Here is a 14,715-nt window from a genome sequence, read left to right as displayed (position 1 = left end):
CTGACCGCCCCGCCTGTCCACCAGGCGGGGCGGCTCGCCGGCCTGTGCCGGTTTTGCACCCCCGCCCATACCGCCGACGCACGCGAAAAGCCGCAAGGCGCGTCAGCGGAAACCGATCGTTTGGCGCAAGAGCTCAGAGAGAACCCGCTTCGATGCACTACACTTTGCATTTCGGACAGGTCACGCCCGAGATCCCCTATCTTTTATGGGGAGCGCTGATCAGCCTCGAGCTCAGCGTGATGGCATTTGCCGGCGGCATGGTCATCGGCATGGTCGGCGCGATCATGCGGCTGCGCGGCGGTCGCTGGTTGTCACGGCTTGCACGCTGGTATGTGACCTTTTTCACGAACACGCCGCAGCTCGTGCAGATCTATTTCATCTTCTTCGCGCTGCCGGAGGTTGGCATCCTGCTGGATCCCTTCCCCGCGGTGCTGCTGGGCATGACGCTGAACGCGGGCGGCTATCTGACGGAAATTCTCCGTGCCGGCCTCGCCTCCGTCCATCAGCAGGAGCTCGATGCCGCCGAAACGCTCGGCATGAGCCATCTTCAGACGCTGCGCTACGTGATCCTGCCGCACATTTTCAAGGTCGTCATGCCGGCCATGACAAACCAGTACATCCTGATGACGCTCGGCACCTCGATGGCGGCGATCTTCGGGGTGGAGGAATTGACCGGCCGGGCCTTCAACATCAATTCCACGACCTTCCGCTCGATCGAAATCTTCCTGCTTACCGGCGGCATCTACGTCCTCGTCACCCTGGCGGCGACGTCGCTTCTTGCTCTTGTCGGCCGCTATGCCTTTCGCGCGAGGGTCCGTATCCTATGAGCCCGGATTTCCTTTCCGACCTGCCGAAGCTCTTCACCTTCTACAATATACTGTTGTGGGGGGAGGCGGCGCTGACGACGCTGCTGCTTTCCGCGGTCGGCTGCATCATCGGCATGATCGTCGGTTTCGTCCTGGCGATCGCGCGGCAAAGCCGGCGCCGGGCACTTATACCCGCGCGCATCCTTTCCGGTCTCTTCGTGGAGATCGTGCGCCGCGTGCCCTTCTTGATCACGCTGATGCTCTTCTTCTTCGGCGCGCAGGTGCTGGGGTTCGATCTCGCCCCGCTGACGATCGCGCTGATCGCCACGTCCGTCATCTCCACCGCCTTCGTTTCGGAAATCATCCGCGGCGGGCTGGAAACGCTCAAGCCCGCCCAGCTTGAAGCGGCGGCGGTGATGAACTTCACGCCGCTTCAGACGCTTCGCCTCGTCTCCATCCCGCAGGCGCTGCCGATCGTCATTCCGCCGATCTTCGGCTATTTCGTCCTGTTCATAAAGGACACCGCGCTCGCCTCGCAGGTCGGCGTTCTGGAACTCACCCAGGCCGGCAAGATCATGACGACGAAGGGCCATTCCGCGTTCCTCGTCTACGCGGTCGTGCTCGCGCTGTACTTCATCGTTTCCTACCCGCTCGCCCGTTTGGGGGGCTATCTGGAGAACCGCCTTGTCCTTTCTCGACATTCATGACCTGGGCGCCCGCTATGGCTCGCTTCGCGTTCTCGACGGCATCGATCTGTCGGTGGAACAGGGAGAGGTCGTCAGTCTGATCGGTCCGTCGGGATCCGGAAAGAGCACGCTCCTGAAGGTGATCACCGGGCTGATGAAGCCTGATCGCGGACGGGTGACCCTTGCGGGGGCAGCTGTCGACTACAGCAACCGCAAGTCGTTGAAAGCGGCCCGTGATCGTCTGGCCATCGTGTTCCAGCAATACAATCTCTTCGGCAACATGACCGTGCTGCGCAACGTCACCGTCGCGCCGACCACAATCAAGAAGCGCAACCGCAGGCAAGTGGAGGAAAAGGCACGGGAACTGCTCGACCGTGTCGGCCTCGGCGACAAGCTCCACGTCTATCCCGATCAGCTTTCTGGCGGCCAGCAGCAGCGTGTCGCCATCGCCCGCGCGCTTTGCCTGGAGCCGGAAATCCTGCTTCTCGACGAAGTGACCTCCGCGCTTGATCCCGAGCGCGTCAGCGAGGTGCTCGACACGATCCGCCTGCTCGCCAAGGACAATATCGCCATGCTGATCGTCTCGCACGAGATGAGTTTCGTGCGAGACGTCTCCCACCGCATCGCTTTCATGGCGGACGGTCGCGTGCAGGAGATCGGATCCCCGGAGCAGATTTTCGACAACCCGCAAACGGACCGCACCCGCGACTTTGTCGGCCGGATATCCAGGGTAGGTCACTGAAGGGGCCGGGCCTTGCGCCCGACCCTATTGCACCTCAGCCGTTGTAGTCCTTGTCTTCCACCTTCTCCATCCAGGTCACGGCACTGCCATCGACGGCTTCCTGAATGGCGATGTGGCTCATGGCGGCGTCGGGGCTCGCCCCGTGCCAGTGTTTCTCGCCTGCGGGAAACCAGACCACGTCGCCCTGCCGGATCTCCTCCACCGGCCCGCCCTCACGCTGCACCCGGCCGCGCCCGAAGGTGACGATCAGTGTCTGGCCGGCGGGGTGGGTGTGCCATGCGGTGCGTGCACCCGGCTCGAAGGTCACATGTGCGCCTGCGACCCGACCCGGTTCCTCGGCCGCGAACATCGGGTCAAGGCGCACGGTGCCGGTGAACCAGTCGGTGGGGCCGGCCATCGAGGCGGTTTCGCCCGGGCGGGTGATCTTCATGGCTCTCTCCTGTTCCTGTCGTGTGATCCGTTTCCCAGCCTTCGCGGCAGATGGCACTTTTTGCAAGCCTGCCGATTGTCGGGCATGAAGGCCGGACAGACATCGTCATCCGTATTGTTCATGTGTCGGGTGATTTCGCGACCCGGCAATTCCGCGTTCGCGCGCACAGTGTGTTTGTCGTTGCGGTTGATGTGTCATAAAAGGCATTGGGACAATCGAGGGACAGTTTGAGCGGATTTCCAAAGACTGTCCAAGAGGAAAAAGCGGGGCGGTCTTGACCATGCCGAGGCGGGAGGGGGAATGGAAAGGCGAACCGGGCGTGGTGCGGGGCTCGCTCGCGGTGCCTGAAACCGGGCGGGTAACGCGCGCCGGCCGTATCGTGGAACATGTGTCCGGGCTGCTGTCCGCCGGCGCCTACAAGCCCGGAGAGAGGTTGCCATCCGTGCGCCAGGCCGCGCGGGAGCAGGGTGTTTCGAAAAACACCATGGCCGAGGCCTATGACCGGCTGGTCGCACAGGGGCTTCTGGAGGCGCGGCCCGGATCGGGCTACTACGTCGCTCCGTTCGAGCTCCGCCGTCCGACGCAGCCCGCACCCCACATCGTCTCCGCGATCGATGTTGTCTCGCTGCTGCGCGAGCAGCTCGATCCGCATTACGAAGTGCGCCCGGGGGATGGCAGGCCACCGTCGCTGTGGACCGAGGGGTCCGAGCTCAAGAGGTTCTTTTCCAGCTTCAAGACCGGTAATCCGGAGGCGGTCGAGTTCGGCTATGGCAGCGGCTGGGGATATGGTCCCTTGCGCGACAGGCTGCGCATGATGCTGCTGGAGCGTTCCATTGCGGTGGAGCCGGACGGGCTCCTTCTCACGAACGGCGTCAACCACGGGCTCGACCTGATCATCCGCCATCTGATCGAGCCGGGCGACACCGTTTTCGTCGATGATCCCGGCTATTATCCGCTGTTTGGCAAGCTCACCCTCGCCAAGGCTCGGATGATTGGTATTCGGCGCGCTCCCGACGGTCCCGATCTTGAGGATCTCGCCGCCAAGCTGGCGCTCTACAGGCCGAAGATCTTCTTCACCCAGTCGCTCGCCCACAATCCGACCGGTAGCACGCTCTCGCCCGCCGTCGCCTTCGGTCTGATGCAACTGGCGGAGCGGTGGGGCGTGCTGATCGTGGAGAACGATGCGCTCGCGGACATTGTCCCTCCGACCTTGCCGCGACTTGCCGCGCTCGACCAGCTCAACCGCGTTCTCTATGTTGGCTCGTTCTCCAAGACATTGTCGGCGAGCCTCCGCTGCGGCTATGTCGCCGGCCTGCCGTCGCTCATCTCGTCCTTGTCGAACCTCAAGATGCTGACGACGGTGGCGAGTTCCGATTATGTCGAGCGTTTTGTCTTCAATCTCATCCAGGGCGGGCAATACCTGCGGCATTTGCGGCGGCTGAAGACGCGCGTGGAAGAGGCGCACAAGGCGTCGAAGGCCGCGCTGGAGACCGCCGGCCTCACGGTACGCCCGACCGTGACGCCGGGTTTCTATCTCTGGGCGGAGTTTCCGGGCGAGAGCGACGAACTGGAGATCTGCCGAAGCGCGTCGGAACGCGGGATCTTCCTGGCACCTGGCCAGGTTTTCACGCCGGATCGCAAGGCGCGGGGCGCGGCCGCCATACGGGTCAATGTCGCCTACGGCACAGACCCGCGCTTCACGGCGTTTCTTCGCGAAAAGGTCGACGCGATTTCCGCCGGCTGAGAGGCGATAAACCGTTAGAAGGCGACGCAGGGCGATCGCGAAGAAACGCGATTGCTCGCGCCTGCGGAATTTGCAAAAGGCCGGCGAGAAATCGGAGCTTGGCTCGTCATCATTCCCGACAAGGCAGAAAGCCCATGGTGGACCCGCCTGCGACCAGAACAATGAAACGCGATAAAATCAATTCGCTGTAGGGGTGAATGACGGGCCGGGAACGGCGAAACCGGGACCCGCGCTTACCCTGTACCCCCTAAATGCCGCCCGCGTCCTGCTGGGATTGAATCAGCTTGCCGAGAAGTGCGGCGAGTTGTTTTTGCTCTTGCTCGTCCAGACCACTGACGACGTGCTTCTGGTTTGCGATATGTGCCTCTACCGCGCGGTCGATCAAGGCCAGACCGTCGGCGGTAAGCCCCACCAATGTTCCTCGCTTATCTGCCGGATTGGGCATTCGTTCGACCAGTCTGCTCTTCTCCAGACGGTCAATGCGATTGGTCATGCTTCCCGATGAGATCATCGCCGCTTCGTAAAGCGCGGTGGGCGTTAAGGCATAAGGCATGCCACTGCGCCGGAGCGTCGCCAGCACGTCGAACTCACCGGGTTGAAGACCGAATTCTGCAAATAGCGGATTGAGCCGATCCCGCGTGATCAGCAGCGCCGCTTCTCCCAACCGTCCCAGCAGCACCATTGCACGGGTGTCGATATCCGGCCGTTGGCAGGCCCATTGTTCCGCCGCTATCGCCGCTCTGTCCATCTCGCACACCTATCTTGACGTCAAGATAATATATCTCTATGTAGAGATATTATCAAAAGCGGGGCCCGTGGCAAGGGCGTAACGCCCGGAGACCATCATGAACCAAACAACAGGCCGGACGCTGTTTCCGGCCGCAATCCTGCTCGTCGGCATCAATCTGCGCCCGGCACTGGCCTCTGTCGGCCCATTGCTCGACGCGATCCAGCGCGACACGGGTCTTGGTGACATCGGCGCAAGTCTGCTGACCACGGTCCCGGTGTTGTTGATGGGCATCTGCCTGCTGGGAACGGCATGGCTGCGCGGATGGATAGGAGAGCGGGCCGGCATCGCCTTGGGTGTCCTGCTTGTTCTCCTCGCCTGTCTGGCCCGCTGGGTGTGGCCGCAGGCGGTCGCGCTAGTGTTGACCGCCGTCATCGGCGGCGTCGGTATCGCCATCGTTCAGGCGCTGATGCCGGGTGCCATTCGCCGCCGGGCCGGAGCACGCAGTGGACGCCTGATGGGCTTCTACTCCACCGCGATCATGGGTGGAGCGTTGATATCCAGTATGGCCTGCGCCTGGATCGGGCAGGTCTGGGGCTGGCCGACCGCGCTGGGCATCTGGGCACTGCCTGCTCTTCTTGGGCTGGGCGCCTGGCTTCTGGTGCCGCAGGGACCGAAAGAGATCATGGGATCCGTGCAACGCCGCCCGGTCCATCGCGCACCACGCGCCTGGTTGCTGATGCTGTTCTTCGGCCTTGGCACGGGCGCCTATACGCTCGTTCTCGCCTGGCTGCCGCCCTTCTACACGCAACTCGGCTGGTCCGGGGAGGCGGCCGGCGCGATGCTCGGAGCCGTCACACTGGCGGAGGTGGCCGCGGGCATTGCCGTGTCCCTATGGGTTGATCGATCGCCGGATCGCCGGGGGGTCTTGTTCGCCGCGATCGCTGCGCTGCTGATGGGAATGCTTTGCCTCTGCCTCGCGCCACTGACGCTCGCATGGGGGGCGGCGCTGCTGGCGGGGCTAGGCATCGGGGCACTCTTTCCGCTCTCGCTGATCGTTGCGATGGATCATGGCGAGGATGCCGATCAGGCAAGCACGCTCGCCGGCTTCGTACAGGGCGGGGGCTATATCCTCGCGGCTGTGCTGCCGCTGGTCGCCGGACTGTTGCGTCAGAATCTGGCGGACCTCACCCCCGCATGGTGGCTGATGGCAGGATTGTGCCTTGCGCTCGCGCTCGTCGCCGCGCGCTTTCGCCCCGGCGACCGTCTCTTCCTTCCCCTCTGATAACAGGAACCTGGCAATGGCCCTTTACGACTCCGCTGGCCGCACCAATTACTTCATCGAATTCGGCACCGGCCGCCCCATTCTCCTTTTGCACGGCATCAGCAACTCAGGCCGAGCCTGGGGACCGCAGATCTCACCGCTGGTCGAAGCGGGCTATCGGGTGATCGTGCCCGATCATGCGGGCCATGGCGCGTCAGGCAAGCTGACCGCACCCTTTGGCGTCGCCGCGCTGGCGGACGATGTCGAAGCTCTGCTCGCTCATCTGGATATAGAACATGTCGATCTGGTCGGCCTTTCCCTGGGCGGCATGATCGCGCTGGAGCTTGCACTCCGCCACTCCGACCGTATCGGCCGACTGGTCGTCGCCAACAGCTTCGACAAGACGAACACACCAACCTTCCACGCACTGGCGGAAGGCTGGGCGATGATCTTCGAGCGCCCCAGTGGTCCGGTCCAACGGTTGGAACAAAGCTGGCCGTCGCTTGTCTCTCCCGCGTTCCAGGCGACGCAGGTGGGTTTAGTGACCTATCAGGTCTGGCACGGCATAGCGGCGACCACCGACGGCACCTCGCTCGCCCACGTGGCACGCGGCATCGGCGCATTCGATGTCACGGAACATATCGCCGCGCTCGCCATGCCGACGCTTTTCATCGCTGGCAGCCTCGATGCGATGTCTCCGCCCGAGACCAGCCACCGCATGGCCGAGAGCGCGCGACAAGGCCGCTACGCCGAGATTGATGGCGCCGCACACATCTCCAACGTGGATTCGGCGGATCGGTTCTCAACCCTTCTACTGGAATTTTTGGGGGAGGGCATGGATGAACCCGATGTAGGATCATGACCTTGTCACCTGAATCCGACTTTCGGTTCATTGTCTTCTGACAGAAGCGTTTGACGGCGGCGAGGATTTCATCGACGCACAGCACCACCGCCCGGTTTGGCGGCCTTGCCGCGGATCGACCATTCGTGGTCGGTGAGTGCGTAGCGGCGGCGCGTCATCCAAGGCCCCCCTCATTCGGAAACTTTGGATGACGCAGGGAGAAAAGCACCAAGCGGTTTTATGGGTTCACGGTCTACGAGACATTCTGCTGGAGCCGATTGTACCGGAGCCTCGATGGGGCGACCGTCATCAATCCGCCCCTCTGGAAGAACTGGGATGAATTCGAGTCCCTCTTTTCCGATGTGGAATTTTCCAAAAGATATAACGGGCTGAAAGAGGCGGGCGAGTGGGAACACCACCTCTACGAGTTCGGCGACCTGATCCTGCCCGAGAAGAACGCCATCCCATCCGACATGCTGGCCGACCGACGTTCGAAGCGGTCCCGGTCATGCTCGGGCCGTTGCCGGCCGCCACGCAGGAGAGCGCGGCGAGCGCCGGTCTGGAAGGAGGCCGGGCAGCGGGATGCTCCCGCCTCACGCCAACGGCTTGTAGGCCAGCGCCTCGACCTCCACCTTCGCATTGACCATCAGCCGTCCGGCCACGCAGGAGCGCGCAGGCGGATTTTGCGCGAAATATTCGCCGTAGACCGCGTTGAAGCGCTGGAAGTCGGTCGGGTCGCTCAGCCAGATCGTCGTCTTGACCACGTCGTCAAGCGCGGCGCCGGCCTGTTTCAGAACGGCCGCGATGTTGTCGAGGACCTGCCGGGTCTGGACCTCGATATCGCCGACGACCAGCATGCCGTCGGCGGTGAAGGGCACCTGACCGGAAAGGTGGATGTAGTCGCCGGCCCTGACCGCGGCGGAAAGCGGAACCACGGGGTGAACGCCGAAGGTCTGCTTCTTCATGGACAATCCTTTCGCGAAACCTGTCTGGTCATGAGGTCTGCCCGATCACGATGCCTGTTTTGCGCGGGCGGGTGCGCCGGCCTGGGAACTGAGGACGAGAATGTTGCCGAGCAGCACCGCGCAGCCGCCGCTCAGCACGCTCGCGTCGATCCTGAGGTTTTCGAAGAGCGCGGAAAGCAGCAGCGCCACCACTGGCACCAGCGCCAGCGTATAGGAGGCGCTGGCCGCGCCGATCCGGTGTACAAGGCTGAAATACATGAAGAACGTGACGCAGGAGGCGATAATCGCCAGATAGGCGAGGCCGGCCAGATAGGCGAGGGAGACGTCGACATGGAAGCTCGCCTGGCCGATCAGGGCGAGGGCGAAGGAGAACAGCGCCCCGCACAGGGCCGCCCAGCTCATCAGCACGGAGATGGGAATGCCGGCGCGCTGGTTGCGCATCGCCACCACCGTGCCGCAACCGGTGCATGCCGCCGCCGCCAGCGCCAGCCCGGCTCCTGCGACGGTTCCCGCACCCGAGGACAGCGCGGTGAATTGCGGCGCCGCGATCACGGCGAGCCCGATGATGCCGACGACGATGCCGGCCAGCATGCGCAAGGTGATGGGGACGGACAGAAAAAGCCAGCCCACCAGCGCGGCGAATAGCGACGAGGTCGACAGGATCAGCGCCGCGATGCCCGACGGGATCAGCGCCGTGGCGTGATAGAAGGTGATGAACGCCAGGCCGAAGAACGAGACCCCCTGCAACACCACCCAGGGGCGGTCGATCTGGCGCACGCCGAGGCTCTGGCCGCGCGCCAGGCTCCAGCCGAACATCGCCAGGCTCACGAGCGCCATCCGGTATCCGACCGACACCTCCGGCGCGCCCGAGATCGCCTGCTGGCCTGTGACGATGGCGCTGCTGCCCCACAGGACGGCGGTGGCCACAAAAAGAAGCGCGCGCATGGGTTGGGTCTGCCTTTCGTGATCGCAGGCCGGATCGCGGGCTCTGGAGCGCCGGGTCTCGCAGGCGAAATTGCCTGAACGACAAGAAACCGCCCCAGATCGATATCTTGAGAATATTCCGATCGATGAAATCCGATCGGAACATGCTCCGGTTGGCCCGTTTTCGCTCGCCCGTCGGTGTTACGTGCCGGATGCCTCTCCGTCCGTTTCCGTGCTCTCCCGCACGCCCCTCCAGCCGCGCGCCATGATGCCCGCGCTGGCGTTGTCGAGCTTGGTGAGAATGGTGTCGAGAACGGCGAGTTCGTCCTTCGAGACCGCGTCGGTCAGTTCCCGTTCGAGCCGCTGCGCCAGATCGGAGATCTCCGTGAAGGCCTCCCAGCCGCTTTGCGTCAGTTCGATCGCCGCGTAGCGCCGGTCGGTGCGGCCGGTCTGGCGGCGGGCATAGCCGAGTTCCACCAGTTGCCGGATGGCGCGCGAAATCGTGAACTGGTCGAGCCCGCCGGCCTGGCAGATCTCCTTGACGCTGACGCCGGGCCGGTTGGCAACGATCGCCATGGTGCGCCAGGCGGAGCGGGAAAATCCGAATTTGGGCCCATAGAAGGCATTGAGCACGTCGGCGATGCGAACGGAGACGCGGAACAGCCGATAGGGCAGCCAGGCCTCGAGCTGCAACGCCGCCGCCTGCTGCGACGCGGAGGACTCATCCGGTTCAGGGGCATCTTCGGACAGGTCGTTTCCATCCGGGCCCTGGTTTTTATTGCTATATAATTGCATATTGCAATCATATCCTCTTTAATCACGTATGGCAACAGCTTGTGCCACGCAAGACCCGCAACAGGGCCCCATGGCACGCGGAGGAAACGCCCATCGCAAGCGGCAATGACACGCAAACAGGGGAACAGACCATGCCATTCGTTGTCCATTGTATCGACCGGCCGGATGCGGGCGATTTGCGCCAGCGCACGCGGGCGGAACATCTGGAATACATGATCGCCAACGGCGACCGTGTCGCGTTCGGCGGCCCGCTGCAGGATGACGACGGAACCAAGGTGATCGGAAGTCTCATGGTCCTGTCCTTCGACACCCGGGCGGAGGTCGACGCGTTCCTGGGAGCCGAACCCTATGCGCGCGCCGGCCTGTTCGCCGAACTCAGCGTCAGTCGCCTGCGCCAGATGGTGCCGGAAAATCCGCCGGGCCTGCTGATGAGGGAGCTGGAGCGCGAGCAGGCCGCCCTCGCCTGAGCAAGGCCGGGAGATCAGGCGAGGTCTTTCCTGCTTCAAGGGAACCGCGACCCTTCCCCCTTCTCCCACGGGAGAGGGGGGTAGGCTTTTCGGTTTCTCCGCCTCCGCGAGAGTTCTTCCCCGCTCGCTTCTTGCGAGGTGAGCGGCGAGCATCGCTCCGGCTGAAGTGGAAGCGCGCCCTTGTCCCGGCCTGAAACGGGCCCGCTCCGAAACAGCCCTGCCCGCCGGATCTCAGGGCAATCAGGCCAGCACGAGCTGATCGTCCTCTACCGCGCTGCCGGTGGTTTTCTTGAACAGGTCGAGCAGGTCGGGAACGTCATAGTCCTTGCGCTTGTCGCCGTGGATGTCGAGCAGGATGCGGCCCGCGTTCATCATGATGGTGCGGGTGCCGAAATCGAGCGAGTTGCGCATGCTGTGGGTCACCATGAGCGTCGTCAGCCGCTGCTCGCCGGTGATCTCCGCCGACAGATCCAGAACGGTGGCCGCAGCACCTGGATCGAGCGCCGCGGTGTGCTCGTCCAGGATCAGGATCTTCATCGGCAGAAGGGTCGCCATGAGCAGGCTGAGCGCCTGCCGCTGGCCGCCGGAAAGGGTCCCCGCCAACGCGCCGAGCCGGTCTTCCAGCCCCATTCCAAGCCGGGCGACCTGATCGGCCAGCCGGCGGCGCTCACTGCCCCGGCCGAGCGCGGTGCGAAGGCCCCGGCGCCCGCCCCGGCTCGCTGCCAGCGCCAGGTTTTCCTCCACCGTCAGCGAAGAGCAGGTCCCCGCCCGGGGCTCCTGGAACACCCGGCCGATCATCGCGGCGCGCTGCTCGGTCGGCCAGGCGGTCACGTCATGGCCGTCGATATAGACGCCGCCGCGATCGAGGCGGACATCGCCGGCGACCGCCGACAAAAGCGTCGACTTGCCGGCCCCGTTGGTGCCGATCACCGTCACGAATTCCCCCGCCTCGATGTCGAGATCGACGCCGCGCAGGGCCGGCACCGCCAGCGGGGTTCCGGGATTGAAGGTGACGTGTGCGTCGCAGACGCTCAGCATGGGCTTATCCTTTCTGCGGTTGCGGGGCGGTTAGGGCGCGGCGCAGCGCCGGCCACAGCCTGAACCGGCTGTTGCGCCGGGCCTGGGACAGGACGACGGCGACGGCGACGACGACGGCGGTGACAAGGTTCAGGTCCTGCGCCTGGATGCCCAAAAACCCCGCGTTCAGCGCCGCGGCGATGAAGAAACGGTAGAGAACCGAGCCGATCAGGCACCCGAGCGTCGCCCACACCACCTTGATCGAGCCGAGCAGGGTCTCGCCGATGATCAGGGCGGCGAGGCCGGTGACGATCGTGCCGATGCCCATGGAGACGTCGGCCATGCCCTGGCTCTGGGCGAACAGCGAGCCCGCCAGGCCGACGAGCGCGTTGCTGAGCGTTATGCCGATCAGGGTCATCCGTCCGTTGCCGACCGACTGCGCGCGCGCCATGACCGGGTTCTCGCCGCTGGCACGCAACGCCAGCCCGATCTGGGTGGAGAGAAACCAGTCGACGAGGAATTTCATCGCCACCGCGATGAACAGAAGCACCGCGCAATTGGTCCAGATGCCGAAATCGAGCAGCGTCTCGAAGGGCGTGAAGATAGTCGTCTCGCCATAGAGCGAGATGTTCGGGCGCCCCATCACCCGCAGGTTGATCGAGTAGAGGGCGACCATGGTCAGGATGCCGGCCAGCAGGTTGAGAATGCGGAAGCGGACATTGAGGATGCCGGAGACGAGGCCGGCCGCGCCCCCGGCGAGCATCCCGATGGCCGTGGCCAGGAAGGGGTTCACGCCGTTGACGATGGCGACGGCGGTGGCGGCGGCCCCCAGGGGAAAGCTGCCGTCGACCGTCAGATCGGGAAAATTGAGGACGCGAAAGGAGAGATAGACCCCCAGTGCGACCAGCGAGAAGAGAAGCCCCGCTTCCAGGGCTCCCGAAATGGCGAGCGCACTCATCTTATTCGATCACTTTCGTGGCGGTTTCCAGCAGGTCGTCGGGAACCGCAACGCCCATGGCGGCCGCCGAGGTCTTGTTCAGGTAGAGATCCTGGGTGTCGAGTACGCCCACCGGGATCGCCGCCGGGCTCTCGCCCTTGAGGATGCGCACCGCCATCTTGCCCGTCAGCCGGCCGAGCTTGTAGTAGTCGAAGCCGAGGGCGGCCAGCGCCCCGCGCTTCACAGAATCGGTGTCGCTGGCGAAGACCGGCACCTTGGCCTTGCGGCCGACATTCACCACGCTCTCGATCGCCGCCACCACGGTGCTGTCGGTGGGGATCAGGATGACGTCCGCGCGCCCGGCGAGGCTGAGGGCGGCGTCGGGGACCATCGCGGTCTGGGAGGCGGTGCTCTCCTCCAGTTCCAGGCCGTAATCGGCGAGTGCGGCTTTCAGAGCCTCGACCTGGGCAACGGAATTGGCTTCGCCCGCATTGTAGATGACGCCGAGTTTCTTGGCCTCAGGCACGAGCCTCTTGATCAGCTTCAGGGTCGGGCCGAAGGGCTGCTGGTCGCTCGTGCCGGTTATGTTGCCGCCGGGCGCCTCCATGCTTTTGACGAGCTTGCTCCCAACCGGATCGGTCACCGCGGAAAAGACGATGGGGATCTTGCCGTCGGCCGCGCTTTGCAGGGCTTGGGCGGAGGGGGTGGAGATGGCCACCAGCAGGTCGGGCCGCATGCCGGCGAACTTCTTCGCGATCTGAAGCTGGGTGGGCATGGACCCTTGCGCGCTCTGAACGTGAAGCGTCAGCGTCTCGCCCTCCTTGTAGCCGGCCTCCGCCAGTTCATCGATCACGCCCTTGCGTGCGGCGTCGATCGCCGGGTGATCGACGATGTAGGTGATGGCGACGTTCGTCATCTCGCCGGCCCAGGCGTTCAGGTTGTTCAGGTGGTTCAGGCCGGGCAGACCGGTCATCGTCAGGAGCGCGGCTGCGGCGCATGCGGCCAATTTTTGCCGAAACATCTTGTCTGTTCCTCTGTGGCGTTCTTTTGCTGGAAGGTTTGTCGTTATCGTTCGTGTCCCAGGCATTGCAGAGCCGGGATCAAGGCAGGACGCCCTGCCGCTTTTCCGCGACCAGGGAAAGCGGACCAGCCGCCGGTGCCGCGGGGATGATCGCGGCGGCCTCCGGCACCGTCCCAGGCGCCCTGAGCGGGCGGGGACTGCGCAACATCGCCGGGCCGAAATCCTGGATGGCGCGCGCGCCCATCAGCATCTGCGCGATTTCCAGCTCGCTCTTCAGGATGTCGAGCGCCCGGCGCACGCCGGCTTCGCCGCCGCCGGCCAGCGCGAACAGCGTGGCCCGTCCGACCTGCACGGCGTCCGCCCCCAGCGCGAGCGCACGCGCGATGTCGGAGCCGGTGCGGAAACCGCTGTCGACGAGAAGCGTCAGGCGGGAGCCGGCCTGGGCCCGGAACTCGGCCAGGATGTCGATCGTGGCGACGGCCCCGTCGAGCTGCCGTCCGCCGTGGTTGGAAATGACGAGACCGTCGACGCCGGTCTCCACCGCCTTCGCCACCTGCCCGGGATCGAGCATTCCCTTGACGATCAGCGGTCCGTCCCAGGCATCGCGCACCCACTTGATGTCCTCCCAGCCGACGGAAGGATCGAGCTGGGATTGCATCAGCTCGGCGATCGTGTCGGCCTCGTCCAGGCCGAGTTCGGCGGCCATGACCTCCAGCCTGGGGGCTCCGGCACGCGCCATGCGCATGCTCCATGCGGGATGAGCGGCGAGGCTCGCGAGCTTGGCAGGCGTCCAGCGGAACGGCAGGGAGAAGCCGTTTCGCGCATCGCGCAGGCGGCGGCCGGGAATGGCGTTGTCGACCGTGACCTCCAGCGCCTTGAAGCCGAGCGCCTTGGCCTTTGCGATCAGCCGGGCGCTGACCGCGCGGTCCTTGAAGATGTAGAGCTGGAACCACTTGGCGCCGGCCTCTGCGGCCGCCACCTCCTCCATGGTGGCTGTCGCCGCCGTGCTCATGACGAAGGGGATGCCGGCCTTGGAGGCGGCGCGCGCCAGATCGACGTCGCCGCGCGGCCAGGCAGCCCCGGCCAGCCCGGTGGGGCCGATGATCACCGGCATTGAATAGTCGCGACCGAACAGGGTGACGGACTGCGAACAGGCCTGCACGTCCACCGGCGCGCGGCCGACGAGACGGTGACGGTCGAGCGCGGACCGGTTCTCCGCCAGGGTGTTCTCGCTGCCGCTGCCGCCATCGATGAAATCGAAGACGAAACGCGGAAGCCGGCGACGCGCCTGCTCGCGGAAGTCGGCGATCGATTGGGGCTGTTGTCTCATCGTTTTTCGTCGTTCCTCC

General features: G+C 64.7%; 16 protein-coding genes. 7 read left to right on the top strand and 9 right to left on the bottom strand.

Annotated features, from left to right (window positions below; genetic code table 11):
• Window positions 1–152 precede the first annotated feature (152 nt).
• Genes C8N35_RS03065 through C8N35_RS03055 form a run of 3 tightly spaced genes read left to right on the top strand, consistent with a single transcriptional unit; the run spans window position 153 to window position 2,234 of the window.
• Window positions 153–827 carry an amino acid ABC transporter permease gene (locus C8N35_RS03065; RefSeq protein WP_107988128.1) on the top strand — a complete coding sequence of 225 codons (675 nt, stop codon included), beginning with the start codon at window positions 153–155 and terminating at the stop codon, window positions 825–827.
• Window positions 824–1,513 carry an amino acid ABC transporter permease gene (locus C8N35_RS03060; protein ID WP_107988127.1) on the top strand — a complete coding sequence of 230 codons (690 nt, stop codon included), beginning with the start codon at window positions 824–826 and terminating at the stop codon, window positions 1,511–1,513. The genes C8N35_RS03065 and C8N35_RS03060 overlap by 4 nt, the downstream gene beginning before the upstream one ends.
• Window positions 1,491–2,234, top strand: coding sequence for an amino acid ABC transporter ATP-binding protein (locus tag C8N35_RS03055; protein WP_107988126.1), 744 nt, complete (start codon window positions 1,491–1,493; stop codon window positions 2,232–2,234). Before C8N35_RS03060 ends, C8N35_RS03055 begins: the two co-directional genes overlap by 23 nt.
• Before the next feature lie 34 nt (window positions 2,235–2,268).
• On the opposite strand, the gene C8N35_RS03050 is transcribed toward C8N35_RS03055, so the two are convergent.
• Window positions 2,269–2,664 carry a (R)-mandelonitrile lyase gene (locus tag C8N35_RS03050; RefSeq protein ID WP_107988125.1) on the bottom strand — a complete coding sequence of 132 codons (396 nt, stop codon included), beginning with the start codon at window positions 2,662–2,664 and terminating at the stop codon, window positions 2,269–2,271.
• Between the two features lie 280 nt (window positions 2,665–2,944).
• Here C8N35_RS03050 and C8N35_RS03045 point away from each other — a divergent pair, with 280 nt between their 5' ends.
• Window positions 2,945–4,408 carry an aminotransferase-like domain-containing protein gene (locus C8N35_RS03045; protein ID WP_107988124.1) on the top strand — a complete coding sequence of 488 codons (1,464 nt, stop codon included), beginning with the start codon at window positions 2,945–2,947 and terminating at the stop codon, window positions 4,406–4,408.
• Window positions 4,409–4,655: 247 nt separating this feature from the next.
• Here C8N35_RS03045 and C8N35_RS03040 read toward each other — a convergent pair whose 3' ends face one another.
• Window positions 4,656–5,156 carry a MarR family winged helix-turn-helix transcriptional regulator gene (locus tag C8N35_RS03040; protein ID WP_107988123.1) on the bottom strand — a complete coding sequence of 167 codons (501 nt, stop codon included), beginning with the start codon at window positions 5,154–5,156 and terminating at the stop codon, window positions 4,656–4,658.
• 97 nt (window positions 5,157–5,253) lie between these two features.
• Between C8N35_RS03040 and C8N35_RS03035 the strand changes: the two genes are divergently transcribed.
• Together C8N35_RS03035 and C8N35_RS03030 are read left to right on the top strand one after the other, a co-directional pair.
• Window positions 5,254–6,420 (top strand): MFS transporter, encoded by a 1,167-nt coding sequence (locus C8N35_RS03035; protein WP_107988122.1) that lies wholly within the window; start codon window positions 5,254–5,256, stop codon window positions 6,418–6,420.
• Between the two features lie 16 nt (window positions 6,421–6,436).
• The gene (locus C8N35_RS03030) at window positions 6,437–7,261 is read left to right on the top strand and encodes an alpha/beta fold hydrolase (RefSeq protein WP_107988121.1); all 825 of its coding nucleotides are present in this window, start codon (window positions 6,437–6,439) and stop codon (window positions 7,259–7,261) included.
• Between the two features lie 572 nt (window positions 7,262–7,833).
• On the opposite strand, the gene C8N35_RS03025 is transcribed toward C8N35_RS03030, so the two are convergent.
• From C8N35_RS03025 to C8N35_RS03015, 3 genes are all read right to left on the bottom strand, one after another.
• Window positions 7,834–8,205 carry a RidA family protein gene (locus C8N35_RS03025; RefSeq protein ID WP_107988120.1) on the bottom strand — a complete coding sequence of 124 codons (372 nt, stop codon included), beginning with the start codon at window positions 8,203–8,205 and terminating at the stop codon, window positions 7,834–7,836.
• A 45-nt stretch (window positions 8,206–8,250) separates the two neighbouring features.
• Window positions 8,251–9,150: a DMT family transporter gene (locus C8N35_RS03020; protein ID WP_107988119.1), complete on the bottom strand. Its 900-nt coding sequence runs from the start codon at window positions 9,148–9,150 to the stop codon at window positions 8,251–8,253.
• Between the two features lie 180 nt (window positions 9,151–9,330).
• Window positions 9,331–9,924, bottom strand: a complete 594-nt coding sequence (locus C8N35_RS03015) for a MarR family winged helix-turn-helix transcriptional regulator (protein ID WP_107988118.1) — start codon at window positions 9,922–9,924, stop codon at window positions 9,331–9,333.
• A gap of 131 nt (window positions 9,925–10,055) precedes the next feature.
• Between C8N35_RS03015 and C8N35_RS03010 the strand changes: the two genes are divergently transcribed.
• Window positions 10,056–10,391 carry a YciI family protein gene (locus tag C8N35_RS03010; protein ID WP_107988117.1) on the top strand — a complete coding sequence of 112 codons (336 nt, stop codon included), beginning with the start codon at window positions 10,056–10,058 and terminating at the stop codon, window positions 10,389–10,391.
• Window positions 10,392–10,631: 240 nt separating this feature from the next.
• On the opposite strand, the gene C8N35_RS03005 is transcribed toward C8N35_RS03010, so the two are convergent.
• From C8N35_RS03005 to C8N35_RS02990, 4 genes are all read right to left on the bottom strand, one after another.
• Window positions 10,632–11,429, bottom strand: a complete 798-nt coding sequence (locus C8N35_RS03005) for an ABC transporter ATP-binding protein (protein ID WP_107988116.1) — start codon at window positions 11,427–11,429, stop codon at window positions 10,632–10,634.
• Between the two features lie 4 nt (window positions 11,430–11,433).
• A complete protein-coding gene (locus C8N35_RS03000; RefSeq protein WP_107988115.1) occupies window positions 11,434–12,366 on the bottom strand; it encodes an ABC transporter permease in 933 nt (310 codons plus the stop codon).
• Between the two features lies 1 nt (window position 12,367).
• Entirely contained in the window at window positions 12,368–13,318 is a 951-nt protein-coding gene (locus C8N35_RS02995; RefSeq protein ID WP_170122043.1) for an ABC transporter substrate-binding protein, read from the bottom strand.
• A 127-nt stretch (window positions 13,319–13,445) separates the two neighbouring features.
• The gene (locus tag C8N35_RS02990) at window positions 13,446–14,696 is read right to left on the bottom strand and encodes an alpha-hydroxy acid oxidase (protein ID WP_107988113.1); all 1,251 of its coding nucleotides are present in this window, start codon (window positions 14,694–14,696) and stop codon (window positions 13,446–13,448) included.
• Window positions 14,697–14,715 lie beyond the last annotated feature (19 nt).

The sequence above is a fragment of the Breoghania corrubedonensis genome, from assembly GCF_003053845.1.
In the GTDB taxonomy this organism is placed as follows: Bacteria; Pseudomonadota; Alphaproteobacteria; order Rhizobiales; family Stappiaceae; genus Breoghania; species Breoghania corrubedonensis.
Note: the sequence above shows the minus strand (reverse complement) of the source record. Positions and strands in the feature narration are given on the sequence as shown.